The sequence below is a fragment of the Acidovorax facilis genome, assembly GCF_023913775.1.
Lineage (GTDB): Bacteria > Pseudomonadota > Gammaproteobacteria > Burkholderiales > Burkholderiaceae_C > Acidovorax > Acidovorax facilis.
Window position 1 is genome coordinate 1 of the sequence record NZ_JAMXAX010000098.1, and the last position, 22,592, is coordinate 22,592.

General features: G+C 65.4%; 23 protein-coding genes. 9 read left to right on the forward strand and 14 right to left on the reverse strand.

The window, feature by feature from the left end:
* Positions 1-178: 178 nt before the first annotated feature.
* Positions 179-634: a DUF3429 domain-containing protein gene (locus tag NFX52_RS21570; RefSeq protein WP_252635808.1), complete on the reverse strand. Its 456-nt coding sequence runs from the start codon at positions 632-634 to the stop codon at positions 179-181.
* A 240-nt stretch (positions 635-874) separates the two neighbouring features.
* Here NFX52_RS21570 and NFX52_RS21575 point away from each other — a divergent pair, with 240 nt between their 5' ends.
* Positions 875-2,137, forward strand: a complete 1,263-nt coding sequence (locus NFX52_RS21575; RefSeq protein ID WP_055398597.1) for a putative Na+/H+ antiporter — start codon at positions 875-877, stop codon at positions 2,135-2,137.
* A 26-nt stretch (positions 2,138-2,163) separates the two neighbouring features.
* On the opposite strand, the gene NFX52_RS21580 is transcribed toward NFX52_RS21575, so the two are convergent.
* A complete protein-coding gene (locus NFX52_RS21580; RefSeq protein ID WP_010459392.1) occupies positions 2,164-2,598 on the reverse strand; it encodes a DUF1841 family protein in 435 nt (144 codons plus the stop codon).
* Between the two features lie 200 nt (positions 2,599-2,798).
* Here NFX52_RS21580 and NFX52_RS21585 point away from each other — a divergent pair, with 200 nt between their 5' ends.
* Positions 2,799-3,020, forward strand: a complete 222-nt coding sequence (locus tag NFX52_RS21585; RefSeq protein ID WP_176886849.1) for a hypothetical protein — start codon at positions 2,799-2,801, stop codon at positions 3,018-3,020.
* 140 nt (positions 3,021-3,160) lie between these two features.
* Here the strand turns inward: NFX52_RS21585 and NFX52_RS21590 are convergent, their stop codons facing one another.
* Positions 3,161-3,961, reverse strand: a complete 801-nt coding sequence (locus NFX52_RS21590) for an IclR family transcriptional regulator domain-containing protein (RefSeq protein ID WP_055398559.1) — start codon at positions 3,959-3,961, stop codon at positions 3,161-3,163.
* A gap of 91 nt (positions 3,962-4,052) precedes the next feature.
* Here NFX52_RS21590 and NFX52_RS21595 point away from each other — a divergent pair, with 91 nt between their 5' ends.
* The 5 genes from NFX52_RS21595 (at position 4,053) to NFX52_RS21615 (ending at position 8,592) form a co-directional block, all read left to right on the forward strand.
* Positions 4,053-4,754: a 3-oxoacid CoA-transferase subunit A gene (locus NFX52_RS21595; RefSeq protein ID WP_252635809.1), complete on the forward strand. Its 702-nt coding sequence runs from the start codon at positions 4,053-4,055 to the stop codon at positions 4,752-4,754.
* Positions 4,755-4,783: 29 nt separating this feature from the next.
* Positions 4,784-5,434 carry a 3-oxoacid CoA-transferase subunit B gene (locus NFX52_RS21600; protein WP_055398561.1) on the forward strand — a complete coding sequence of 217 codons (651 nt, stop codon included), beginning with the start codon at positions 4,784-4,786 and terminating at the stop codon, positions 5,432-5,434.
* 35 nt (positions 5,435-5,469) lie between these two features.
* Positions 5,470-6,684 carry a 3-oxoadipyl-CoA thiolase gene (gene pcaF, locus NFX52_RS21605; RefSeq protein ID WP_055398562.1) on the forward strand — a complete coding sequence of 405 codons (1,215 nt, stop codon included), beginning with the start codon at positions 5,470-5,472 and terminating at the stop codon, positions 6,682-6,684.
* Positions 6,681-7,424 (forward strand): SDR family NAD(P)-dependent oxidoreductase, encoded by a 744-nt coding sequence (locus NFX52_RS21610; protein ID WP_055398563.1) that lies wholly within the window; start codon positions 6,681-6,683, stop codon positions 7,422-7,424. The genes pcaF and NFX52_RS21610 overlap by 4 nt, the downstream gene beginning before the upstream one ends.
* A 163-nt stretch (positions 7,425-7,587) precedes the next feature.
* The gene (locus NFX52_RS21615) at positions 7,588-8,592 is read left to right on the forward strand and encodes a Bug family tripartite tricarboxylate transporter substrate binding protein (protein WP_055398564.1); all 1,005 of its coding nucleotides are present in this window, start codon (positions 7,588-7,590) and stop codon (positions 8,590-8,592) included.
* Between the two features lie 99 nt (positions 8,593-8,691).
* Here the strand turns inward: NFX52_RS21615 and NFX52_RS21620 are convergent, their stop codons facing one another.
* Positions 8,692-9,294, reverse strand: a complete 603-nt coding sequence (locus NFX52_RS21620; RefSeq protein WP_055398598.1) for a short chain dehydrogenase — start codon at positions 9,292-9,294, stop codon at positions 8,692-8,694.
* 130 nt (positions 9,295-9,424) lie between these two features.
* Here NFX52_RS21620 and NFX52_RS21625 point away from each other — a divergent pair, with 130 nt between their 5' ends.
* Positions 9,425-10,318: a LysR family transcriptional regulator gene (locus NFX52_RS21625; protein ID WP_055398565.1), complete on the forward strand. Its 894-nt coding sequence runs from the start codon at positions 9,425-9,427 to the stop codon at positions 10,316-10,318.
* Positions 10,319-10,339: 21 nt separating this feature from the next.
* Here the strand turns inward: NFX52_RS21625 and NFX52_RS21630 are convergent, their stop codons facing one another.
* The 9 genes from NFX52_RS21630 to NFX52_RS21670 all read right to left on the reverse strand — a co-directional run bounded on the left by NFX52_RS21630 (position 10,340) and on the right by NFX52_RS21670 (position 19,198).
* On the reverse strand, positions 10,340-11,629 hold the full coding sequence (locus NFX52_RS21630) for a type II toxin-antitoxin system HipA family toxin (protein ID WP_055398566.1): 1,290 nt from the start codon (positions 11,627-11,629) through the stop codon (positions 10,340-10,342).
* Positions 11,626-12,258 carry a helix-turn-helix transcriptional regulator gene (locus NFX52_RS21635; protein ID WP_238385621.1) on the reverse strand — a complete coding sequence of 211 codons (633 nt, stop codon included), beginning with the start codon at positions 12,256-12,258 and terminating at the stop codon, positions 11,626-11,628. Before NFX52_RS21635 ends, NFX52_RS21630 begins: the two co-directional genes overlap by 4 nt.
* Positions 12,259-12,483: 225 nt before the next feature.
* Entirely contained in the window at positions 12,484-12,927 is a 444-nt protein-coding gene (locus tag NFX52_RS21640) for a PaaI family thioesterase (RefSeq protein WP_055398567.1), read from the reverse strand.
* The gene (locus NFX52_RS21645) at positions 12,924-13,619 is read right to left on the reverse strand and encodes a transglutaminase-like domain-containing protein (RefSeq protein WP_055398568.1); all 696 of its coding nucleotides are present in this window, start codon (positions 13,617-13,619) and stop codon (positions 12,924-12,926) included. Before NFX52_RS21645 ends, NFX52_RS21640 begins: the two co-directional genes overlap by 4 nt.
* Before the next feature lie 106 nt (positions 13,620-13,725).
* Entirely contained in the window at positions 13,726-14,370 is a 645-nt protein-coding gene (locus tag NFX52_RS21650) for a trimeric intracellular cation channel family protein (protein WP_055398569.1), read from the reverse strand.
* Positions 14,371-14,541: 171 nt separating this feature from the next.
* Positions 14,542-14,781 carry a hypothetical protein gene (locus NFX52_RS21655; RefSeq protein WP_252635810.1) on the reverse strand — a complete coding sequence of 80 codons (240 nt, stop codon included), beginning with the start codon at positions 14,779-14,781 and terminating at the stop codon, positions 14,542-14,544.
* 132 nt (positions 14,782-14,913) lie between these two features.
* Positions 14,914-15,768 (reverse strand): hypothetical protein, encoded by an 855-nt coding sequence (locus NFX52_RS21660; protein ID WP_207401995.1) that lies wholly within the window; start codon positions 15,766-15,768, stop codon positions 14,914-14,916.
* A gap of 66 nt (positions 15,769-15,834) precedes the next feature.
* A complete protein-coding gene (locus tag NFX52_RS21665; protein WP_055398572.1) occupies positions 15,835-16,986 on the reverse strand; it encodes a PepSY-associated TM helix domain-containing protein in 1,152 nt (383 codons plus the stop codon).
* Positions 16,987-17,020: 34 nt separating this feature from the next.
* Entirely contained in the window at positions 17,021-19,198 is a 2,178-nt protein-coding gene (locus NFX52_RS21670; protein ID WP_055398573.1) for a TonB-dependent siderophore receptor, read from the reverse strand.
* A 302-nt stretch (positions 19,199-19,500) separates the two neighbouring features.
* Between NFX52_RS21670 and NFX52_RS21675 the strand changes: the two genes are divergently transcribed.
* Complete coding sequence (locus tag NFX52_RS21675) at positions 19,501-20,322, forward strand: DUF5677 domain-containing protein (protein ID WP_252635811.1); 822 nt, start codon at positions 19,501-19,503, stop codon at positions 20,320-20,322.
* A 344-nt stretch (positions 20,323-20,666) separates the two neighbouring features.
* Here NFX52_RS21675 and kefC read toward each other — a convergent pair whose 3' ends face one another.
* Complete coding sequence (kefC, locus tag NFX52_RS21680; protein ID WP_252635812.1) at positions 20,667-22,583, reverse strand: glutathione-regulated potassium-efflux system protein KefC; 1,917 nt, start codon at positions 22,581-22,583, stop codon at positions 20,667-20,669.
* Between the last annotated feature and the right edge of the window lie 9 nt (positions 22,584-22,592).

Here is a 22,592-nt window from a genome sequence, read left to right on the forward strand (position 1 = left end):
CTACCTGCTCCACCACCGCCAATTTAAAGGCCAGCGTGTAGTCGCGCTGCGTGCGTTTGACACTCGATTCCATGACACATGCCCTTTTGAAAGGTCCACGTGTCAACGCTGGGTAGGACGGGTCACACCGTTGATAAAAAGCCCGCTTCGGCGGGCTTTTTGCTGGGCCATCGAATCGTCAGCGGCTGGCGGCCATGGCGCCAACGGCCAGGCACACGCAGGCCGTGGTTGTCAGGCGCCAGCGCAGCGGCAGGTACCACGCCGGCAGCGATGTGCGTGCGGCCAGCCGATGGTCTTGCACCAGGTGCGCCACAAAGCCTGTCACCAGCAGCGCTGCCCCTCCCGCTGGGGGTAACAGCGTCGCAGGCCAGGCCATCAGCGATGGCACCACACTCCACACAAAGCAGCGTGTGCGCTCGGCGGTGCTGAGGCCGCTCAGCGCCATGGCGAAGCCCCAGTGCAGCGCTCCCACAAAGCTCAGAATCACCGCGCCATAGGCCAGTAGCGCCGCGCTCCACCAGGGCGTGCTGGGTGCCCACAGGCCCCCAGCCGCCAGTGCCACAAACGGCAGCAGGCCACCATAGCCCAGCCAGGCCACGGGACCAGGGATCGGCGCAGGGGGCGGTGAAGACAAGGGTTGTGCGGATGGGTGACTGTGCATGGTGCCTCCGGGTACGGTGCCCGCATTGTCTGGAAAGCGCGACTCCCGAGTAGGGTGCATGGTTGTGTGTATGCCGTGAGCGGTGTTCCAAGCGCGCTGCGCCTACACGGAGCCGCCGTTGTGCAACGGTAAAATGGAAGTTGGGTGTCGGCGCCATGGTGGCCCGGCAGGTTCATGCGCTGGTCGGGCCGCCACGCGGTTTTTCTGCGACCCATGAACTCCTCTCCCACCCTGATCCAGGTGATCGGTGCCGTCCTGTTCGGCCTGGCCATCCTCCACACCTTCTCCACCAAGTATTTCGAACGCCTCGCGCATACGCAGCCCAAGCATGCGGGCATCTGGCATTTGCTGGGCGAGGTCGAGGTGGTCTTCGGCTTCTGGGCGCTGGTGCTCATGCTGTTCATGTTCTCCATCAGCGGCAAGCAGGAGGCCACGGCCTACCTGGACTCGCGCAATTTCACCGAACCGCTGTTTGTGTTCGCGATCATGGTGATTGCGGCTACACGGCCGATTCTTCAGATGGCTGGCTCCGCGGTGCGGGTGTTGGCAAGGTGCATGCCTTTTCAGCGCGGTGTGGCGATGTACTTTGTGGTGTTGTCGGCCGTTCCGCTGCTGGGCTCCTTCATCACCGAGCCTGCTGCGATGACGCTGGCGGCACTGATGCTGCGTGACATCCTGTTTTCGCAGCCTTTGTCGAACAAGCTCAAGTATTCGACCATTGGCGTGCTGTTCGTCAACATCTCGATCGGCGGCACCCTCACGCCGTTCGCCGCGCCACCGGTGCTCATGGTGGCGGCGCAGTGGAACTGGGACCTGTGGTTCATGGTGTCCAACTTTGGCTGGAAGGCGGCCGTCGCGGTGGTGGTCAACGCCGGTATCGCCACGCTGCTGTTTCGCCAACAGGTGGGGCACATGGGACGCAAGATCACGACGGACGAGGCGCCCGTGCCTGTGTCCGTGATGCTGGTGCATCTGGTATTCCTGGGGCTTGTCGTGCTGTTTGCGCACCACCCAGCAGTCTTCATGGGCCTGTTCCTGTTTTTCATGGGGTTCACCACGGCCTACCAGCGCCACCAAAACCCGCTGATCCTGCGCGAGGCCTTGCTGGTGGCTTTCTTCCTGGCCGGGCTGGTGGTGCTGGGTGGTTTGCAGCAGTGGTGGCTGCAGCCGGTGCTCATGAAGATGGATGCCAACGCCGTGTTCTTTGGTGCTGCGGCGCTCACGGCCTTCACAGACAACGCTGCACTGACCTACCTGGGCTCTTTGGTCGAAGGCCTGAGCGACGAGTTCAAGGTCGCGTTGGTGGCGGGTGCAGTAACGGGTGGGGGGCTGACTGTGATTGCCAATGCACCCAACCCCGCAGGCGCGGCAATCCTGAAAGAGAAGTTCGCTGACAACGCCATCCACCCCTTGGGGCTGCTGCTGGGTGCCTTGCCACCTACCATGGTGGCGGTGCTGGCGTTCAAGTTATTGTGACCGGCCAGCGGACGTAGCGTGGGTGGTCAGTCCCGTGTGGCGCGCCGCTGCACGCAGGCGATGTAGGCGTCGCCATCGGGCGGACGGCCTGCGCGCTGGCTCTCCCACAGCATCTCGCCCAGGCAGTCCATGGCGGCATGGTGCGCGTCGTGCAAGGAGTCGAGCCGTGCCGTCAGCAGCTCCACCGCCTGGCGGATGCCGCGCGGCTGGTCGATGCTGCACTGCTCGCTGATGGACAGGTGCATCGAGAGGTGCAGGAAGGGATTGGTCTGCCCCGGTGTTTCGTCGTAGTTGCGGGCCACGGCCGCATCGGCGTCGGACAGGTCGGCGTGGTACTCGGGGTGCTCGGCGATCCACAGGCTGGCCAGCGTCTCGATGGCTTCCATGGGGGCGCCGCTCTGGGTCTTGGCGTGCACACCGCACAGAAAGCGGCGCACATCGGCTTGGGAGGGGCTGAACATGGGGCGTGAGGGTAGCACGCAGGGCAAGAGCCTGGAGCGCACAGGGGAAGGCGGTTCGGATCGCGCCCGCCTGCTACATCGCGCCGGGGCGGCGTCCTACGCTGGCCCTGCGCTGGCGCACCTACATTGGGCTGGCGCAAAGGTCGGGAGCCGGGTCCACTTTGTCGCAGTCCTCCAAACCCGGCATCGGGAGAAGTGTCATGAATGCAATGCGAATCGTTGGTGTGCTGTTGTTGGTGGTGGGGCTGGCCGGGTTTTTGACCGGCGGCTTCAGCTTTACCAAGGACACCACCCAAGCCAAGCTGGGCCCGCTGGAGCTCACCGTGAAGGAAAAAGAATCCGTCAATATCCCCCAGTGGATGAGCCTGGGTGCGATGGTGCTGGGCGGCGTGGTGCTGGTGCTGGGGTTTCGCAAGAACTGATTTCACCTGTCATGGCGAGCGACTGGGGTTACGACTCCGGTTCTTGCCCTCTCCAACGAAGACGGGAGTCGGTGCTTTAGCACGGGCTGCTCGTTGCGAGGGTGATCACCGGCTCTTCTCGGTGTGCCTTCCTCCCTTCATCATCCCCTCGGTGCGCCCATCATCCGCGAGATGGTCCGGGCCGCGCTCAGCAGTGCAGGCAGCAGCGTCTCCTGCATCACCGCCGCACTCGTGCGATTGGCCTGGCCGCTGATGTTGAGCGCCGCCACCGTCTGCCCCGTGCGGTTGGTCAACGGCGCAGCAATCGATATCAAACCCTCTTCCAGTTCCTGGTTTACCAGGCACCAGCCCTGCTGCCGCGCCTGGCGGATATGGGCCAGCAGTGCATCCACATCGGTGGTGGTGTGTTCGGTAAAACGCTGCATGGGGTGGCCTTGCAGCCGGGCCTGCAGTTCGTCGTCCGGCAACCCCGCCAGCAGCATGCGGCCCATGGACGTCCAGCACGCGGGCAGGCGCGAGCCCACGCCCAGCGTGGTGCGCATGATCTTGTGGGTGGGCACGCGCAGCACATAGACGATGTCCAGGCCGTCGAGCACGGCGGCCGATGACGACTCGCGCACCTCTTCCACCAGGTCCTCCATCACCGGCTCGGCCAGGTTCCAGATGGGCAGCGAAGACAGGTACGCAAACCCCAGGTCCAGGATGCGCGGGCTCAGGCGAAACAGCTTGCCGTCCGTCTCCACATAGCCCAGCGTCTGCAGCGTGAGCAGGATGCGGCGCGCGCCTGCGCGGGTCAGGCCAGTCTGCACGGCGACTTCGCTCAAGGTTTGCTGCGGTGTGGCCGCGCTGAACGAGCGGATCACCTCCAGCCCGCGCGCGAACGACTGCACATAGCTGTCGCTCGGTTTGGGGTCTTTGGCTTCAGGGGTTTGGGAATTCATACGTATGCCAACTATAATTCTTTAAGCGAACATTTGTTCTATATGCGAACAAATTTCAAAGAGACAACAGAGAAACCAAGAAAGCGTTGCAATGATCAACAAATTGGCAGACTCGGTGGCCCAGGCCCTCGCGGGGGTGAAGGATGGTGCCACGGTGTTGATTGGCGGGTTCGGCACGGCCGGCATTCCGGGCGAGCTGATCGATGGCCTCATCGCCCAGGGGGCGCGTGACCTCACGGTGGTCAACAACAACGCCGGCAATGCCGACCAGGGCCTGGCCGCGCTGCTCAAGGCGGGCAAAGTGCGCAAGATCATCTGCAGCTTTCCGCGCCAGGTTGATAGTTATGTGTTCGACGACCTGTACCGCAGCGGCAAGCTGGAGCTGGAACTGGTGCCCCAGGGCAACCTGGCCGAGCGCCTGCGCGCTGCGGGCGCGGGCATCGGCGCCTTTTTCTGCCCCACGGCCTATGGCACCGAACTGGCTGCGGGCAAGGAAACGCGCGAGATCAATGGCAAGCACTACGTGCTCGAATACCCCATCCACGGCGACGTGGCCCTGATCAAGGCCGAGAAGGGCGACCGCTGGGGCAACCTCACTTACCGCATGTCGGCGCGCAACTTTGGCCCCGTGATGGCCACGGCTGCCAAGACCACGATTGCCGCCGTGCACGAGGTGGTGGAACTGGGCGCGCTCGACCCCGAGGCCATCGTCACCCCTGGCATCTACGTGAGCCATGTGGTCAAGATCGACCGCACGGCCACGCAGGCGGGTGGTTTCAAGAAATCGGCATGAAATCGGCACCTACCGCACAAGGATAAAGCGTGAGCAGCTATCAAAAGCGTAGTAAAGAAGAACTGGCGAAGCGCGTGGCGCAAGACATCCACGACGGCGCCTACGTCAACCTGGGCATCGGTCAGCCGACCCTGGTGGTCAATCACATCCCGGCAGGCCGCGAGGTCATCCTGCAAAGCGAAAACGGCATCCTGGGCATGGGCCCGGCGCCCGCTGCGGGGCTGGAGGACTATGACCTGATCAACGCGGGCAAGCAGCCCGTCACGCTGCTGCCCGGCGGCGCGTACTTTCACCACGCCGACAGCTTCGCGATGATGCGCGGCGGGCACCTCGACATCTGTGTGCTGGGCGCCTTCCAGGTCAGCGCCACGGGCGACCTGGCCAACTGGAGCACGGGCGAGCCCGGCGCCATCCCCGCCGTGGGCGGGGCCATGGACCTGGCCATCGGCGCCAAGCAGACCTGGGTGATGATGGACCTGCTGACCAAGCAGGGCGCGAGCAAGATCGTGACGCAATGCACCTACCCGCTCACCGGTGTCGCGTGCGTGAAGCGCATCTACACCGATCTGTGCACACTGGCCTGCACACCCACCGGGCTGCAGCTCATCGACACCGCGCCCGGCCTGCGGTTGCCTGAGCTGGAGCAACTGGTGGGCCTGCCCATCCGCCCCGCCGCCTGACCGAATCCAACCCCCAGAAACGAGGAGACAAAACCATGAGCCAAGCTCAACGCCAAGCCTTCATCTGCGACGCCATCCGCACCCCCTTCGGGCGCTACGGCGGCGCGCTCTCCAGCGTGCGCACCGACGACCTGGGCGCCATCCCCATCAAGGCGCTGATGGAGCGCAACCCCGGCGTGGACTGGGCCGCCGTCACCGACGTGCTCTATGGCTGCGCCAACCAGGCCGGTGAAGACAACCGCAACGTGGCCCACATGAGCAGCCTGCTGGCGGGCCTGCCCATCGACGTGGCCGGCGCCACCATCAACCGCCTGTGCGGTTCGGGCCTGGACGCCGTGGGCACCGCAGCGCGCGCCATCAAGGCGGGCGAGGCGGGCCTGATGATCGCGGGCGGCGTGGAGAGCATGAGCCGCGCCCCCTTTGTCATGCCCAAGGCAGAGTCGGCCTTCAGCCGCAACAACGCGGTGTATGACACGACGATCGGCTGGCGCTTCATCAACAAGCTGATGAAGGAAAAGTACGGCGTGGACTCCATGCCCGAAACCGCCGAGAACGTGGCCACCGACTTCAAGATTGAGCGCGAAGCCCAGGACCAGATGGCCCTGCGCAGCCAGCTCAACGCCGTGGCCGCCATCCAGGCCGGGCATCTGGCGCGCGAGATCGTGCCGGTGCACATCCCGCAAAAAAAGGGCGACGCGATCATCGTGAGCCAGGACGAACACCCGCGCGAGACCAGCCTGGAAGCGCTGGCCAAGCTCAAGGGTGTGGTGCGGCCCGATGGCACGGTGACGGCGGGCAACGCCAGCGGCGTGAACGACGGCGCCTGCGCGCTGCTGCTGGCCGACGAGGCCAATGCTGCCAAATATGGCCTCAAGCCCCGCGCCCGCGTGGTGGGCATGGCCGTGGCTGGTGTGGCGCCGCGCATCATGGGTTTTGGCCCCACGCCCGCCACGCTCAAGGTGCTGGCGCAGACGGGCCTGACCATAGACCACATGGACGTGATCGAACTCAACGAAGCCTTCGCCGCGCAAGGCCTGGCCGTGCTGCGCGCGCTGGGCATCAAGGACGACGACGCCCGTGTGAATGCCTGGGGCGGCGCCATTGCGCTGGGCCACCCCCTGGGCGCCAGCGGTGCGCGCCTGGTGACCACCGCCGTCAACCGCCTGCACGAGCACGCTGGCCAATACGCGCTGTGCACCATGTGCATCGGCGTGGGGCAGGGCATTGCTGTGATCCTGGAGCGCGTGTGACCGTGATTGAGAGCAACCCGACACCGGTCACCGTCGTTACCGGCGCCAGCAACGGCATCGGCCGCGCGATTGCCGAAGCCGTGCTGTCCCAGGGCCACGCCGTGGTCAACCTGGACTACGTGCTGCCCACGTGGAGCCACCCGCAACTCACCTCGTACCAGGGCGACCTGACCGACGAAGCGTCGACCCGCGAGCGCGCTGCCGAGATCGCCGCCAAGCACAACGTCACCGCACTGGTGAACAACGCCGGCGCCACGCGCCCCGGCACCATCGACACCGCCACCACGGCGCAGCTCGACGACGTGGTAGGTCTGCACCTGCGTGCGCCCATGTTGCTGGTGCAGGCCTTTCTGCCCACGCTGCGCGCCAGCGGTCAGGGCCGCATCGTCAACATGTCGTCGCGCGCCGCGCTGGGCAAAGGTGAGCGCATCGTCTACTCGGCCACCAAGGCCGGACTGATCGGGCTGACACGCACGCTGGCCATGGAGCTGGGGCGTGACGGCATCACCGTCAACGCCATCGGCCCCGGGCCCATCGCCACCGAACTCTTCCGCCAGAGCAACCCCGAGGGCGCGCCGCAGACCGAGCGCATCCTCAAAAGCATTGCGGTAGGCCGCATGGGCACCGCCGAAGACGTGGCCCGTGCCGCGCTGTTTTTCCTCTCGCCCGACAACGGTTTCGTGACCGGGCAGGTGCTGTACGTGTGCGGCGGCACCACGCTGGGAGTGGCGCCGGTTTAGCAACCTGAACTGATCTTCCCTGCCGCCCCGCAAGGGGTGCACCCCCGTTCTCGCCCGGAGGCCTCTGCGCCCGGTTGAGGCCATGGCGCGGCCAGACGCGGACTAACGCAGCACTGGTGGCACCGACCCATTCATTCATCCACCTTCTTGAAGGAGACAAACCATGACCCGTTCCATCCACACCACCCGCCGCTTCGCGCTGTCGGCCGCTGCCTGCGCCGCTATCGCAGGGGCTGGCCTGCTGGGCAGCAGCGCTGCGCTGGCCCAGACCTACCCCAGCAAGCCCGTCACCATCGTCGTGCCCTTTGCCGCAGGCGGCACCACCGACATCCTGGCGCGCATCATCGGCCAGGCGCTGACCACCGAACTCGGCCAGTCCGTCATCGTCGACAACCGCGCAGGCGCGGGCGGCAACATTGGCGGCTCCATGGCTGCCAAGGCCCCGGCGGACGGCTACACGCTGTTCATGGGCACAGTGGGCACGCACGCCATCAATGCCAGCTTGTACAAGAAGATGCCGTTTGACCCCGTGAAGGACTTCGCGCCGCTGACCCGCGTGGCCAATGTGCCGAACCTGCTGGTGGCCAACCCCGCCCAGCCGTTCAAGACGGTGCCTGAGTTGATTGCCTACGCCAAGGCCAACCCCGGCAAGCTCAACTTCGGTTCGTCGGGCAGCGGTAGCTCCATCCATCTGTCAGGCGAGCTGTTCAAGAGCCTGGCCAAGGTGGACATGGTGCACGTGCCCTACAAGGGCAGCGCACCCGCTGTCACCGACCTGCTGGGCAACCAGATCGGTATCATGTTCGACAACATGCCCTCTGCCATCCAGCATGTTCGCAGCGGCAAACTGGTGCCCATTGCCGTGACCACCGCCAAGCGCTCACCCGAGCTGCCCAACGTGCCCACCATCGCCGAAGCGGGTGTGGCGGGCTACGAAGCCACGTCGTGGTTCGGCATGTTTGCCCCCGCAGGCACGCCCGCGCCAGTGCTGGCCAAGCTGAACACCGCGTTGGTCAAGGTGCTGAACCAGGCCGATGTGAAGAAGAAGATCAATGACCAGGGCGCGGAAGCCATGAGCGAAACGCCCGCGCAGTTCGCCGCCTTCATCCAGGCCGAGTCGGTGAAGTGGGGCAAGGTGGTGAAGGAGTCGGGCGCAAGTCTCGACTGATCTGCACCTTCGATCACTGCAGCTACCCAATTGATAGCTGCTGCCGCCTGTTCGACGGGCGGCAGCAGCTATTTTTCTTTCAAATCCAGGTGGTCTGGCTCACTGAACCCGGTACACCCGCCCCGTCTGCGCCCCTTCCACGCTGCGCTGGTAGCCGCGCGCGGCGCGCTCGGCAGACACCGTGTCGAACCCCGGGAAGAACGGCCCGTACACGCCCACGGATTCGGTGAGGATGGTGGGGCTCACGGCGTTGATGCGCAGGCCGCGCGGCAGCTCAATGGCGGCAGCGGCCACAAAGCCCTCGATGGCCGCGTTCACCGCCGTGGCATTGGCGCCGTTGCGGATGGGCTCGATCGACAGGATGCCCGCCGTCAGCGTGATGGAGCCGCCATCGGTCAGGTACTTCTGGCCGATCAAAACCAATTGCACCTGGCCCAGGAGCTTGTCCTGCAGGCCCAGGTTGAACTGCTCGGCAGTCATTTCCGTCAGCGGGCCAAAGTGCAGGTTGCCTGCGGTGCTCACGATGGCATCGACTTTGCCCACAGCCTCGAACAGGTGGGCAACCGCGCCTAGCTGCGAGAAGTCCGTGCGGTACGTGCCGCTGTTGCGGCCCACGGTGATCACGTCGTGGCGTGCGCCCAGGTTGGCCTGCACGGCCTGGCCGATGGTGCCGCTGGCGCCGATGAGAAGAATCTTGGACATGGTGTTTTCCTTGGGTGTCAAAAAGGGTTGATGAAGAACTGACAGTCCGATTCTTTTGCTAATCAATCAATGCATAAAGTGCCTGCAAGTTATGCTTGTGCTAACTATTGATTAGGAATATCCAGGAGCCATGGACAAGCTGCGCAATATGGAAGTCATGGTGGCCGTGGTGGAGGCGGGCAGCTTTGCGGCCGCCGCGCGGCAGCTGCAGATATCGGCGGTGATGGTGGGCAAGCACATTCAGCAGCTCGAAACCCACCTGGGCGCGCGCCTGTTCCAGCGCAGCACGCGCCAGAACAGCCTGACCGAGGTGGGCGCCGCGTTCTACGACGACAGCAAACGCGTGCTGGAGCAGGTTCGATGGGCCGAATCGGCCGTGGAGCGCAGCCGCGCCGTGCCGCAGGGCCTGCTGCGGGTGAGCGCGCCCTTCACGCTGGGCAATCATGTGATCGCACCGCTGGTGGCCGACTTTTTGCAGCGCCACGAGCAGGTGCGCGTGGATTTGCAGCTGACCGACAGCGTGGTGGACTTGGGCGGAGAAGGCTTTGACCTGGCCGTGCGCATTGGCCAGGTGGTGAATGAAGGCCTGGTGGCGCGCCCGCTGCGACCCTACCGCATGGTGATTGCTGCGGCACCCGCCTACCTGCAGCGCCACGGCACGCCCGAGTGCGCGGCCGACCTGGCCCGGCACCAGTGCCTGAGCCACTCGGTGTGGCAGCGCCGCGTGGAATGGACGCTGCGCGACGGTGACGAGGAGTTCTTCTGGCCTGAGAACGCCCGCCTGACTTGCAACCAGGGCGACGGCCTGCGCCAGGCGGCGCTGCGCGGCCTGGGCCTGATCATGCAACCCGAGGTGCTACTGGCTGACGATCTGGCCAGCGGCGCCTTGGTGCCCGTGATGCAGCCCTGCCTGCCCGCGCCGCGGCCCGTGCAGCTGGTCTATGCGCCCGACAGGAGGCAGCTGCCCAAGCTGGCGCGGTTTGTGGAGTACGTCGTGGGGACGCTGGGCGTAGATGGCCACTGACTGAGCTATACGGCAGCAGGCTCAGCAGAATGCTTTGCGCTGGTCCTTGAGTGCATCGCGGTCGATGCTCGCCGCGAGCTGTTCCATGTCGGCCGCGCAGACGCCGTGCTGCGCAAAATGCAGCGGCCATTGCTCTATCGCGTGAGCAACCTCCTGAATCAACCCGATGGCCCGGGCGCGGGTGAGACCGAATTCGCTCAGGTCGGTCAGCGCGTTGTCCAGCGTGGACTGCGCGCCGTGCTGGCCCACCACCATGGCCTGGTAGCCCATGTTCTGCAGCGTGGGCACCACGTCGAACGCGGGGGCCAGGTCGTAGTAGCCGTCAAAGCCCAGGCGCAGGCAGTGGTTGCGCTCGTGGTCGTCGGTGTTGTCCATGAGGATGTTGAACACCATGCGCCGAAACAGCTCTTCGCGCTGCGCCTTTTGCCGGTCGGGGTGCGCCTGGCGCAGCAGCACGGTGGCCAATGCGCCGTAGCTTTCGGTCAACCCTGCCGCTGCCAGGGCGGTCTTGGCAGAAATGCAGTGCACGCGCAGGCTCAGGGCACCCATCTGCACCCGGTCAAACCGCTGGATGGTCAGCGCATGGCGCTGCGGCCCCCGGCCCCGCCACGATGGAATGGGCAGCACACCCGTGCTGGCAACGTGGATGCCTGCCAGGGCTGCCAGCGTCATGGTGGCGTGTTCGATGAGGGGTGTGTCCACGGTGTCGTCCAGCTCGCTGAACTTGATGACGCAGGGCCCGCTGTCGGTTTGCAGCAGCGCCTTGGGCCGTGCGCCGCCCAGCGTCACGCCGGGCTGCACCAGCCGCTGAATTTCTGGTGTGACCGGGGCTTGCGACTGCACGTCTTCCACTGCCCGCACCATGGCCTCCAGATCGCGCAGTTGCGGATACGGCCCGATGCGGCGCGGGATGTAGTGGTCGGCCGAGGTGGAGATGCCCAACGCGCCAAAGCGGTCGTCGCCAGCGAACAGCAGCATCTCCAGAATCGAAAGGCGCGCGGGGCGGTCGATGTGGCGGATGATGCGCTCGCCCCACCGGTCTGGCCGCGCATCGTCGATGGCGCCGGGCGCGCTGTCCTTGTGGCCTGCGCTGAACGTCTGGCCTGCGATGAGGGGCAGGTCTTCGCTCAGCGCAAACTGCCACCAGTCTGTGGCGTAGCTGAAAGTGGCGCAGTTGGGCACCAGCTGCGACAAACCCACCGCCCCGGTCAGCACCGGCTGGGCGGGGTTGACCAGCGTCCAGACATACAGCGCGTCGTGCGGCACATAGGAGCGCGGCGTGACCTGCTGCGCGTGGTGCTGCTGGCTCATGGCCGCGCTTTCTTCTGGCCCGCGATCAGTGCGGCCAGGCCTGCGGCGGTGCTGTTGGGCTGGCGCTTTGGCGCGCCGAGTCCTGTAACTCGAATGGCTTGCCGGATCTGTTCTTCGGGGCCCAGTCCAGCGACCTTCTGCGCGGCCCCAATGGTTGGTTTGGCAGGGCTTGCTTCCTCGAAGGAGCCCTTCATCTCTTCGGCAACGTGCACGGTCCCCAAGTGGGCAGGTGCGTTGGTTTTGGAGACGGGCGGCAAGGCGGCAGGCTTTGCGTTGCTTGCTGGCGTCTTTGCGTCTTTCTGCGCCGTCTTCTGTGCAGCGCGCCGGGGGCGGGCTTTGGCTACCTCCTGCTCCAGCGATGTGAGGTCGTTCTGCGGTGCAATCAGGTCGGCCAGCCCCTGGGCCTGGTTGATGAGCCACATGCACATCACATACGACGCCATGGACACCGATGGGTCGCCGCGCTCGATGCGCGCCATGGTGGGCTGCGACACGCCCAGCCGCTGGGCCCACTGGGCTTGTGTTTCCTTGCGGCGCTTGCGTGCAATCACGATGTTCTGCGCGAGCAACGCGATCTGCTGGAGGACCGCCTGGGGGTAGTCAGCGGGCTTGGTGTTTTGAGATGGCATTCATAGATATTAGTTCAAGAAGGAATTTTTGAACATCTATGAATTATTTGCAGGTGACTGAGGGCAAGGGCTGAATGGTATAAATTATTCATAGATGCGTGTTAATGCGATAAAAAATAATATCTATGAATTAAATGGTGCTGAGCTGTCGGCATTGTCATGCAACAAGGGGGCAATCAGCACAATGACGTGCTGCTACGCGCCGCCATGCCGGGCCTACAGGGCTCACTCCACCGCGTCGCTGGGCACCGCAGGCCCGATCTTGAACACCCCGCTCACCCGCGCACAGGGCTCGCCATCGGCCGTCACCAGTCCCTGAGCAAACACCAGCGAACGCGTGACGCGCAGCGGCTCGGCCTCGCCCTGCACCCAGGCGCCCAGCGGGGCAGGGGCCAGGTAGTCGATCTGCAGGCTGATGGTGGGCAGGAAACGGTCGGCCACCTGGTCGCTTTTGCGGTGTACCGACAGCGGCAGCAGCATGTCGCAAAAGCTGGCCATCATGCCGCCGTGCAGGTTGTTCATGGGGTTCACATGGCGGCGCTCCACGCGAAAGCCGAACTGCACCACGCTGCCTTCGTGGCGCAGGTAGAGCGGGCCGTTGTGCTGGATGAACGGGCCGCCGGACTGCAGCGGCGCAAAGCCCGGTGGGATCTCGGCGTGGCTGCTCATGCGCGGGCCTCCTTCTCCACATCCTGCGCAAAGCTGGCGCCCTCCAGGCTGCTGTGGGTGGCGCCGTCCTCGGGCAGCCAGCCGCTGTACACCGTGCGAAAGTCCGCCACGATCTGCGTCAGCGGCATGTCGTCAAACGTGCCGCGCTGGTGCACATAGTCCATGTGGCGCGCGCCGGATTTGTCGAACGGGTGGTAGATCGAATCGTTCTCGCCATCGAACTCCAGCGGCAGCAGCCCAAAGCGCTCGCACAGCTCGATGTTGAACGCGGGCGTGGCCTTGCGCCAGGCGCCATCCAGCCAGATGTCGGTGTAGCCGTGCCAGATGAAGAGGTCGGTCTTCATCGTCTCTCGCATGCGCTCGGTGCTGAGGTGGTTGCGCACATCGGCAAAGCCCATGCGCGCCGGGATGTCCGCCGAGCGGCACACGGCGGTGAGCAGCGCGGCCTTGGGCACGCACCAGCCGTGGCCGTTGGCCAGCACCGTGCTGGCTGCCATGCCCTGGGGCGAGAGGTCGATGCGGTAGGGGTCGTAGCGAAAGCCGTCACGCACGGCCAGGTACAGGGCCACGGCGCGCTCGCGGTCGGTGGCGCCCTGCGCGTGTTGCTCTGCAAAGGCCTGCACGGCAGGGGCGTCGCTGTCGATGAGTGCAGTGGGGGCGAGGGTGGTGGGCGAGGGCGCAAGCGTGGTCATCGGGCGTGTCTCCTGGTATCGAACCGGCCCAGTGTGCGGGCCTTGGGTTCAGCATGCTGTCACGGGTGCGCCAGCCCGAAGGGGGCGAGGCCGATGCGCAGGCCGGTCACACCCGCCAAGCGGGCAGCTCCCAGTTGCGCCACAACGCCAGCCCGCGCAGCCCGGCCGTGAGCAGCACGCAGGCCAACAGCGGTGCCCAGTCGGGCGCCTGCAGCTGGCGCAGCGCCACGTCAGCCCAGCCACCGGCAAACGCACACAGCGCATAGGGCCGATGGTCGCTGAAGGCCTGGGGCACCTCGTTGCACAACACATCGCGCAGCACCCCGCCAAACACGCCCGTGGTCACACCCATCATCACGCTGATGATGGGCGGCATGCCGATGGCGGTGGCAATGTCCACACCCACGGCGGCAAACAGGCCCAGGCCAATGGCGTCGGGCAGCAGCATGGCGCGCTCGGTGGGCTGAAAGTGCCGCTGGCGCATGAACAGCATGGCGCCGATGCACAGCGCCAGAATGCCCCATACGAATTCGGTGTGGCGGATCCAGAAGAAGGGCCGCTGGTCCAGCAGCAGGTCGCGCAGCGTGCCCCCGCCAAACGCGGCTACAAAGGCCACGACACACACGCCCACGGCATCGAGCCGCTTGCGCGCGGCCATGATCACGCCCGACAGGGCAAACGCGATGGTGGCCGCCACTTCCAGCGTGAAGCGCAGTGTGTGAATCCAGGGGGCGTCGAGCGGCAGGTCCATGGGCGCGATTGTGCCGTGGCGCTGTGGGAGCGGGCAGGGGCTGGCAGCACGCTGCCTGTCAATTTTTGCTATTGAAAATATAGCTTATAGCGCTTGCTGATCAAGCGCTGGGGCCTGTTTTTATTCAAAAACAATCCGCCAATGTCCCTGCTCTTGGGCAACTGGGGTGCTTCATGACGCCAAGCCCCCCGCCCGAAGAAGCTGCCAGGCCAGCGCCAGCAAACAGCCTGTGCCGCCCAGTGCGCCCAGGCGGTGTCCCCAGCGCAGGCTGCTGGCGGGCCATTGGTTCATGGCCAGCACCAGCAGCCAGCCCAGCACCATCCAGGCCGCCACCACCAGCGCCAGCCCCGCCGCCGGCCCCGCCGCAGCGGTGGCCGCGAGGGCCTGCAGCACGACGGTAGCCAGAACCACAGCCCAGGCGCGCCGGGATGCCGCAGTGGCGGGGGGGCGTGCCGTCGCCCCAGGCGCGGGTGGGCACGGTGCGCGCCCAGCGGGTCAGTGCGATCAATGAGGCCAGCGCGGCGCTGGCGCCGATGAGTTCGTTCATGCAGCCTCCGGCGGGTGGCGGTCGGGCCCTGGGTTGGGCGCGTGCGGCGCCCCGTGGCCCGCCCGCCGCCGGCGCAGCGCCCGCCGCGCGCGCCACCGCAGCGGTGCACCCACAGCCAGGGCACACAACGCCGACGCCACGGCCCACTGCACCATCCCCGCCTTGGCCGCCAGGCCGCCATAGGCCAACGCGGCCAGTGCCCACAGCAGCACGGCGGTGCGGGGCGTCCAGTGGCGCAAGGTGGCAGCGGGCAGGGCCACGAAGAAGGCGAGCAGCAGGCCCAGCATGCCCGACGACCGTGCGGGTTCGGTCGCCACGATGTGGGCCAGGCGGAAGGATTCCACTGCCAGCCCACCGGTCAGCCAGAAGGGCCAGTGGGCTGACCCCACCCAGCGGGCCCAACCGCGTGGGTGCCAGCGCGGGTGGGCGGTGGTTGCGTGCACTGCAGAGCCCGGTCGGGCCACGGCCGCAGACCGCGACGCCTTGCGCCGGTGCGCCTGAACCCGCTGGGGCCCGATGAAAACCGCGATGCCCCCACAGACCAGCCCCATGACGACCAAGCTGACGAACATGGCAGGGCCTTGTGCACTGCCCAGCACCAGCCCGGCCACACCAGCCACGGCCAGCAGCGCGCCTGCGCCACCCAGCGAGACGCGCCACAGCGCCACCGTGCGCAGCGCCCACGCCGCCGCTGCCGACAGCAGCAGCCACACGCCAATGAGCGCCCACACCGACCACACGGGCCGCTGCGCCAGCGGGGGCAGACCCGCAGGCCCCCACAGGTGCACAAACACCGCCACGATGAGCGCGGCGGGCGTGGTGGCGTGCAGGGCCAGGAAGAAGCGTTGCATGGTGCTGAGCCGAGGGAAAGCGGGGGAGTGCAGAGAGGAAAAAACCGGGAGCGAAGCAAGCGGGGCTCACCCCGCCGCTGCGGCCCCGTTGGTCGATAGGCCCTGCGTGGCCTCGGCCTCGCGCCTGCGCTGCTGCCGTGCATCCAGCCAGATCAGCGTGCCCGAGATCGACAAAAACGCGGGCGTCATGCCCAAGAAGAAATACAGCCACTTGAGCGCCAGCCCGCCGAAGTCGCCAAAGTGCAACGGCTCCATGAGCCCGTTGACCAGCGACCAGAAGCCCGCTGTGCGTGGGTCATGCACCTTCTTGGGCGCGCCGGTGGCGGCGTTGATGTCCACCCGCGCGGTGCTGACCAGGTGGCCGCTCAGGTTACCGGTGAAGCTCGCTTCAGCGGTGTCGGTGCCCCAGCGGCGCAGGGACACGTAGCGCGCCTCTAGCCTTGGCACGGCCTGCTGCGCGGTGGCGTACAGCGCGTCCAGCGATTGCATGGGCACCGGCGCGGCGGTTTCGCTGGCAACTTTGCGCGCGGGCTTGGGGGCTGCGGCGTTGGCGCTGGTGGTCACGTATTTGGTGCCTTGCTCGAACAGCGGCGCCAGGCCCATCCAGGCACCCGTGGTGGCGATCAGGATATGAAAACCCAGGCCCCAGATGCCTGCGGACTTGTGCAGGTCCGACATCACCACGCGAAAGCTGCGGCCCCAGCGCTGCGTGAACAGCTCGGCCAGGATCTTGCGGTGGATGACGATGCCCGTGGCGATGAGCACCAGCATCGCCACGCCCAGAAACCCCACGATCCAGCGTGGCCCGAAGAACAGGAACACATGCAGCATGCGCAGGTACTGGCCCAGCTGGCTGTCCACCGGGCCCACCACCGTGCCTGTGTCCGAGCGCAAGGCCACCTTGGTGCGCGTGCTGGCCGGGGCCCCGCGCTCCCGCACAAACGCGAAGTAGCTGGGATTGATGGCATCGGGCAGCGCGATGGTCTCCACCGTGGCGCCGGGGTAGCGGGTTTGCAGCTGGGTCAGTACCGCATCCAGCGATGCCGGTTTGTCAGAGCGCGGCAGTTGGGCCAGCGACGGGTTGGCCCACAGGTCGATCTCGTTCTTGAACACCACCACCGCGCCCGAGAAGCACACGATGAACATCAGCAGCCCCGTGACGATGCCCGCCCAGGAGTGCAGGACGAAAAGGCGGTTCAAGGTGCGCTGGCTGGTCATGGTCGGCTCGCGGGGGCGGGGTGGCGGCGTTGCGTCAGAAGAAGTACGTCACGCCCAGGCTGAAGTTGCGCGGCAGGGAGGGCGACACCACGTTGGCGTTGATCGCACCGTCGTAATACGCTTTGTTGAACACGTTCTTCACGCCCGCTGTCACGCGGTAGTTCTCGCCCACGTAGCTGATGGACGCATCGGCCACAAAGTACGACGGCAGGGTGAAGGGGTAGGAGCCGATCTGCTCGCTCACATAGCGCCCTCCCAGGCCCAACGTCACCCGCTGGTATTGCGGCAGCTTGTAGGTTGCCCAGGCCGTGAGCGTGTGGCGCGGCGTGAGGTTGAGCGGCTTGCCCACGATGGCGGCGTTGTTGTCGCGTGTGATCTTGGTCTGTGTGTAGGTGTAGGCGCTGGTCAGCTTCCAGCCGTTCTTCATGTCTGCGCCCAGTTCCACCTCCAGGCCGCGCGCGCGCTGCTCGCCGGTGGCAACGCTGAAACCGGTGTTCACCGGATCGGCCGTGGTCACGTTCTCGCGCACCAGGTCGAAGATGGCGAGGGCGCCGGTGACCTGGCCGCCCGGGGCCTCGTACTTCACGCCGGCCTCCCACTGCTTGCCGGTTTCCGGCACAAAGGGGGCTCCGCTGAAGGTCTGGCCCGATACGGGAAGGAACGACTCGCCATAGCTGCCGTAGGCAGACCAGCCGGGCTTGAATTCATAGACCAGTCCCGCTGACAGCGTGGTGGCGCTGTCTTTCTGGTGGGTTTGCTTTTTGGCCAGACGGTCGTTGATCTCATTGGTGGACCAGTCGCGGCGCAGGCCCACCAGGGCCGTCCAGCCTTGGCCAAACTTGATCTGGTCTTGCGCATAGAGCCCCATCACATTGAGCTTTTCCGGAGCGTCGCTGGTCAGGTTGGCAGGGCAGGTCGCAGCCATGCCATAGACGGGGTTGAACAGGTCGAGTGCGCCAATGGTGCAGCGGCGCTGGCCTTGGTAAGAGTGGCCTGTGCGCGCGTCCAGCCCGGTCACGAGCTGGTGCTTCACCCCCAGCGCTTCAAAGCGCGACAGCAGCGAGGTGTCGGTGGCCAGCAGGTCGTAGTCGATGTACTGGCGCGTCGCCTGGCGGTTCTGCAGCCGCTGGTTGGCCTGCAGCGCCAGGTTGGAGATGAAGTTGCCCGTGCCTTTTTCAGTTTCGTAGCGCACGTTCTGGCGGAAGGTCATGGCCTCCGACAGCCTGTGCTCCAGCGCATAGCCTACCGTGGTGCTCTCCACGTCATACACGCCAAAGCTCGGGTCGCCCGTGAACATCGTGACCGGCAGCGTGCCATTGCGGTTGGGCAGCACCGTGCCGTAGGGCGTTATGCCCTGCTGGCGCATCCATTCACTTTGGCTGTAGGTGGCAAACAGCACCAGGTCGGTCTGCGCGCCCAGGTCGATGGAGAGCGACGGCGCAAACCACCGGTCCTTGCGGTAGACGAACTGGGTGGGGTCGTCGGAGTTGGACACCTGCGCATTGATGCGCAGCGCCGTCTTGCCCGATTCGGACAGCGGGCGGTTGATATCGGCCTGCAGCGTGCGCTGGCCAAAGCTGCCCACCTCTACGCCCACTTCGCTCAGTGCCTCTTTCTTGGGCCGCTTGCTCACCGCATTGACAATGCCGCCGGGCTGCACCTGGCCATACAGCACCGACGCCGAGCCCTTGAGCACCTCGAAGCGCTCGTAGCCATAGGGCTGCAGCTTGGCCCACATGCCCGGGCTCTGCACCAGGCCATCGACCAGGATCGATTCGGTGGAGCGAAAGCCCCGGATGTTGATGTCGTCAAAACCCCGGCGCCCAAAGTTGACCGGGCTCACCCCCGCCACGGTCTGCAGCGCCTGCTGCACGTTGGTGATCTGCCGCGACTCCATCTGCTCGCGCGTGACCACGCTGATGGACTGTGGGGTTTCGAGCCGGCGCATGGGGGCCTTGCTGGCGGTTTGCGCCTCCACCGGGGCAAAGCCCATGTCCTTTTCGGTACTAGCGTTGATGCGGACTTCTTGGAGCTGAGGGGCCGTGGCTGCGGCCGGTGCACTGGTCTGTTGCGCCATGGCGGCCTGGGCGAGGCAAAGGGCCAGTGGGGTCAGGGCGAAGAAGGTGGCCTGCCGGGCTGATGGGCGCGATGACGAGCGAAGGCGAGCGAGTGAGGAGCGTGGCGACACCGCACGCGAGGGCTGAGAAGACATGGGAGTCCCGGTTAAAAGAGGGGCGGACAAACGCTGGAGGCGCTGGCTCGCGTGACTCTTCGGGACGCTGGCTGGCAGGAGGGGATTTTAATGCGAATAAGTCGCGTTTGCGAATATTTGTAGAGGAAGGTGGAGTCACAGCTCGCTATGCCGCCTTCCTTATGTCGGTCGGAACAAAGTCGGGCTGGTGTGGGCTGCCTAGTGGTGGGTGCGAGGGTGCAAGCGGGCGTGGCTTGTACGAGGATGGGGGGCGCTGGAGGTGGGTCTTGGTGGGCAAGCTATAGCCGAAGGCGGCGAGGGTCATGGCCCTGACCAAGCGTTGGGAGAGCACATGGCAATGCTGGTGCGGTCGGGTCGTGTTTCGCGTCCGATTTAAGCTGAGCTTTTCAGCCGGAATGTTCCATCTCACATACGGAGGTCCTATGAGCAAAAGGCAGCTGCGCCAGCCAGAGAAAGCACTCGGCGCCGACCTCGCGACAGAAATTTCTCGGGCTTGTACAGCTCTTGAAACTGCTATTGAGCTAAGCCAGGAACCCCCTCCGGAACATCTTCAAGCAAGCAAAGGATGGTTAGCAGGGAACGCGCTGTGGATGCGAGCGTTGTCGAACTGCGAAGTCACGTTGTTCCTGGTCGAGAAAGGCATGGATGGTCCGGCCTGGTCAAATCTTCGCATGGCCTACGAATGTCTGTTTTTCGCATGCGCCCTTTGGGATAAGCCTGAGAACCTCACTCGCATTGAAGACAATCATCGTATTGAGAAGGCAAAGCAAGCTAGGGGCCTGCTGAAGCCAGGTGTGTACCCAGCAATGACCCCAGAGCGCAAGGCGAGCCTTGAGAAGATCGCAAAGGGCGACGTCGGAGCGAAGGAGTGGAAAGTGTTCGATGCTGCCTTCGAGGTGGGCATGGAATACTGGTACCAGATGGTTTATCGCGGAAGCAGCTTGGCAGGCGCCCATGCCACGGAGCTCAGCACCAATGTTCACTTCGAGGAAGTTTCCGAGGGCGTCCACTCGTTCTACTATGGGCCGCGTTACGACGACGCGAAGTTTCAGGTTGGGTTCGTACAAGAATTGCTTAGCCTCGGGCTGAAGGCTTTCAAGAAGCTCCACCAGCTCGACCGATAACTAAATCTCAGATGACTTCCGCCGGGCTCCTTGATATCTGCCTCGCTGATATCAAGGTAGGGCAGGTGCACCATCAATAAGAAGGCTTGCTCGAACGGGCCGGTGATCTCTGCGGCCAATTGACGAGTTTGTTCAGCTTTTGGTATGGCGTGAACCGTGGCATGCACGGGGCTCTTGGTGGCGCGAAAAGACTTTACGCGCCAAAAAATTGGCGCGAAAGCAGTTTGCGCGCCACTTTGGCCACACGGCTTTCTCTGTGCATGCCCTGACCGGAACCCGCCTGCACGGCTGAGGGCGTTGATTTGCTATTAAATAGATAGCTTATAGCGATTGATGGATAAGCGCTAGGGCCTATTTTTATTGGAATTCTGAGAGCTGGCAGGCTCTGGCTCATGCCCTTCCCCCGCCTCCTGCGCCTCGCCATACCCCGGGTACGCAGCAGCTTCCGCACGCAGCGCCGCACTTTCCTGCCGCTCCCGCGCCATCTGCTCCGCAAACTGGTTGCGCCCTTCTCGCGCCACGGCGATGAACTTGGCGCGGTCCTTGTGGTGCGGGTACATGCGGTCGGCCAGCGCGATGTTGTGGGTGCGAAAGCGCTGGGTGATGGCGGTGGCTTGCGCAGGGGGCAGGCCCATCAGCTCCAGCACGGTGTGGGCGCTTTGCAGGCTGGACTCGAACAGCTCGCGCTGCACCAGGGTCACGCCCAGGTCGCGCAGCTTGTTCCAGTGCGTCACATCGCGCGCGCGGGCCACGACCTGCAGGTGCGGGAAGTGTTCGCGCGCCAGCTTGGCGATCTGCAGGGACTGCTCGGCATCGTCCACGGCCACCACCAGGATGCGCGCATGTTCGGCCCCGGCGATGCGCAGCAGGTCGAGCCGCGTGGCGTCGCCGTAGAACACGCGGTAGCCGAAGGTGCGCGCCACTTCCAGCATGTCCACACTGTGGTCAAGCACGGTGGTGGGGATGCCCTGGGCCAGCAGCACGCGCGAGACGATCTGCCCATAGCGGCCGAAGCCCGCGATGATGATGGGTGCCTCTTGCGGCTCGGAGATTTCCTCGGCCTGGGGCGTGGCGGTCTTGAGCTGGGCATAGCGGCGCAGCAGCACGCGGTCCAGCAGCACCAGCAGCAGCGGGCTGATCAGCATCGACAGCGCCACGGCCCCAATCAGCAGCGAGGCAGTCTCGGCCGGGAACACGCTGGCACCGGCGGCGGCCTGGAACACCACAAAAGCAAACTCGCCGCCCTGGGCAAGCAGCAGGGTGAACACCGGCCGCTCCTGGTAGGGGATGCCGACGATCTTGGCCAGCGTGTAGATCACCACGGCCTTGGCCGCCAGAAAGCCGACCAGGATGGCGGCCATGAGGCCGGGCGAGCGCAGGATCACGCCGAAGTCGATGCTCATGCCCACGGCGATGAAGAACAGCCCGAGCAGCAGGCCCTTGAAGGGCTCAATGTCAGCCTCCAGCTCGCGGCGGTATTCACTGTCGGCCAGCAGCACGCCTGCGAGGAAGGCGCCCAGCGCCATCGACAGACCCACCAGCACCATCAGATAGGCAATGCCCACCACCAACAGCAGCGCTGCGGCGGTGAAGATTTCGGGGGTGTTGCTCTTGGCGATCCAGCGCAGCACGGGGCGCAGCAGCAGGCGCCCGCCGAGGATGATGGCGGCGATCACGCCGACGATCTTCAGCACCTCCAGCACCATCTCGCCTGGCGTGTGGCCCGCGCCTTCGCCAGCGGCGGCGCCCAGCACGGGCGGCAGGGCCAGGATGGGGATGGCGGCCACGTCCTGGAACAGCAGGATCGAAAAACCTGCCTGGCCGCTGCTGGTGCGCATCAGGTTGCGCTCGGCCAGCACCTGCAGCGCAATCGCCGTGGACGACAGCGCCAGGCCTAAAGCGCCCACCAGGCTCACGCGCCAGGGCAGGCCAGCCAGCGCACCCAGCGCAAACAGCACAGCTGCGCAGCCCAGCACCTGGGCGGTGCCGGTGCCAAAGATGGGGCGGCGCAGCGCCCACAGGCGGCTGGGTTGCAGCTCCAGCCCGACCAGGAAGAGCATGAGCACCACGCCGAATTCGGCAAAGTGCAGGATGTCCTGCACGTTGCTGACCAGCCCCAGGCCCCAGGGCCCGATGGCGATGCCCGCCGCCAAGTAGCCAATGATGGCGCCCAGGCCCAGCGCCTTGGCAATGGGCACGGCCAGCACGGCAGCGGTGAGGTACAGGAAACCGTAGGTGAGCCAGGTGGGGGCGTGTTCCATGGAGGCGCG

Bases quoted from the DNA above. Each gene is read 5' to 3' on its own strand.
- NFX52_RS21575 (WP_055398597.1), top strand. From the start codon at position 875: ATGAACTCCTCTCCCACCCTGATCCAGGTGATCGGTGCCGTCCTGTTC.
- NFX52_RS21580 (WP_010459392.1), bottom strand. From the start codon at position 2,598: ATGTTCAGCCCCTCCCAAGCCGATGTGCGCCGCTTTCTGTGCGGTGTG.
- NFX52_RS21585 (WP_176886849.1), top strand. From the start codon at position 2,799: ATGAATGCAATGCGAATCGTTGGTGTGCTGTTGTTGGTGGTGGGGCTG.
- NFX52_RS21590 (WP_055398559.1), bottom strand. From the start codon at position 3,961: ATGAATTCCCAAACCCCTGAAGCCAAAGACCCCAAACCGAGCGACAGC.
- NFX52_RS21595 (WP_252635809.1), top strand. From the start codon at position 4,053: ATGATCAACAAATTGGCAGACTCGGTGGCCCAGGCCCTCGCGGGGGTG.
- pcaF (WP_055398562.1), top strand. From the start codon at position 5,470: ATGAGCCAAGCTCAACGCCAAGCCTTCATCTGCGACGCCATCCGCACC.
- NFX52_RS21615 (WP_055398564.1), top strand. From the start codon at position 7,588: ATGACCCGTTCCATCCACACCACCCGCCGCTTCGCGCTGTCGGCCGCT.
- NFX52_RS21620 (WP_055398598.1), bottom strand. From the start codon at position 9,294: ATGTCCAAGATTCTTCTCATCGGCGCCAGCGGCACCATCGGCCAGGCC.
- NFX52_RS21625 (WP_055398565.1), top strand. From the start codon at position 9,425: ATGGACAAGCTGCGCAATATGGAAGTCATGGTGGCCGTGGTGGAGGCG.
- NFX52_RS21630 (WP_055398566.1), bottom strand. From the start codon at position 11,629: ATGAGCCAGCAGCACCACGCGCAGCAGGTCACGCCGCGCTCCTATGTG.
- NFX52_RS21635 (WP_238385621.1), bottom strand. From the start codon at position 12,258: ATGCCATCTCAAAACACCAAGCCCGCTGACTACCCCCAGGCGGTCCTC.
- NFX52_RS21640 (WP_055398567.1), bottom strand. From the start codon at position 12,927: ATGAGCAGCCACGCCGAGATCCCACCGGGCTTTGCGCCGCTGCAGTCC.
- NFX52_RS21645 (WP_055398568.1), bottom strand. From the start codon at position 13,619: ATGACCACGCTTGCGCCCTCGCCCACCACCCTCGCCCCCACTGCACTC.
- NFX52_RS21650 (WP_055398569.1), bottom strand. From the start codon at position 14,370: ATGGACCTGCCGCTCGACGCCCCCTGGATTCACACACTGCGCTTCACG.
- NFX52_RS21660 (WP_207401995.1), bottom strand. From the start codon at position 15,768: ATGCAACGCTTCTTCCTGGCCCTGCACGCCACCACGCCCGCCGCGCTC.
- NFX52_RS21665 (WP_055398572.1), bottom strand. From the start codon at position 16,986: ATGACCAGCCAGCGCACCTTGAACCGCCTTTTCGTCCTGCACTCCTGG.
- NFX52_RS21670 (WP_055398573.1), bottom strand. From the start codon at position 19,198: ATGTCTTCTCAGCCCTCGCGTGCGGTGTCGCCACGCTCCTCACTCGCT.
- NFX52_RS21675 (WP_252635811.1), top strand. From the start codon at position 19,501: ATGGCCCTGACCAAGCGTTGGGAGAGCACATGGCAATGCTGGTGCGGT.
- kefC (WP_252635812.1), bottom strand. From the start codon at position 22,583: ATGGAACACGCCCCCACCTGGCTCACCTACGGTTTCCTGTACCTCACC.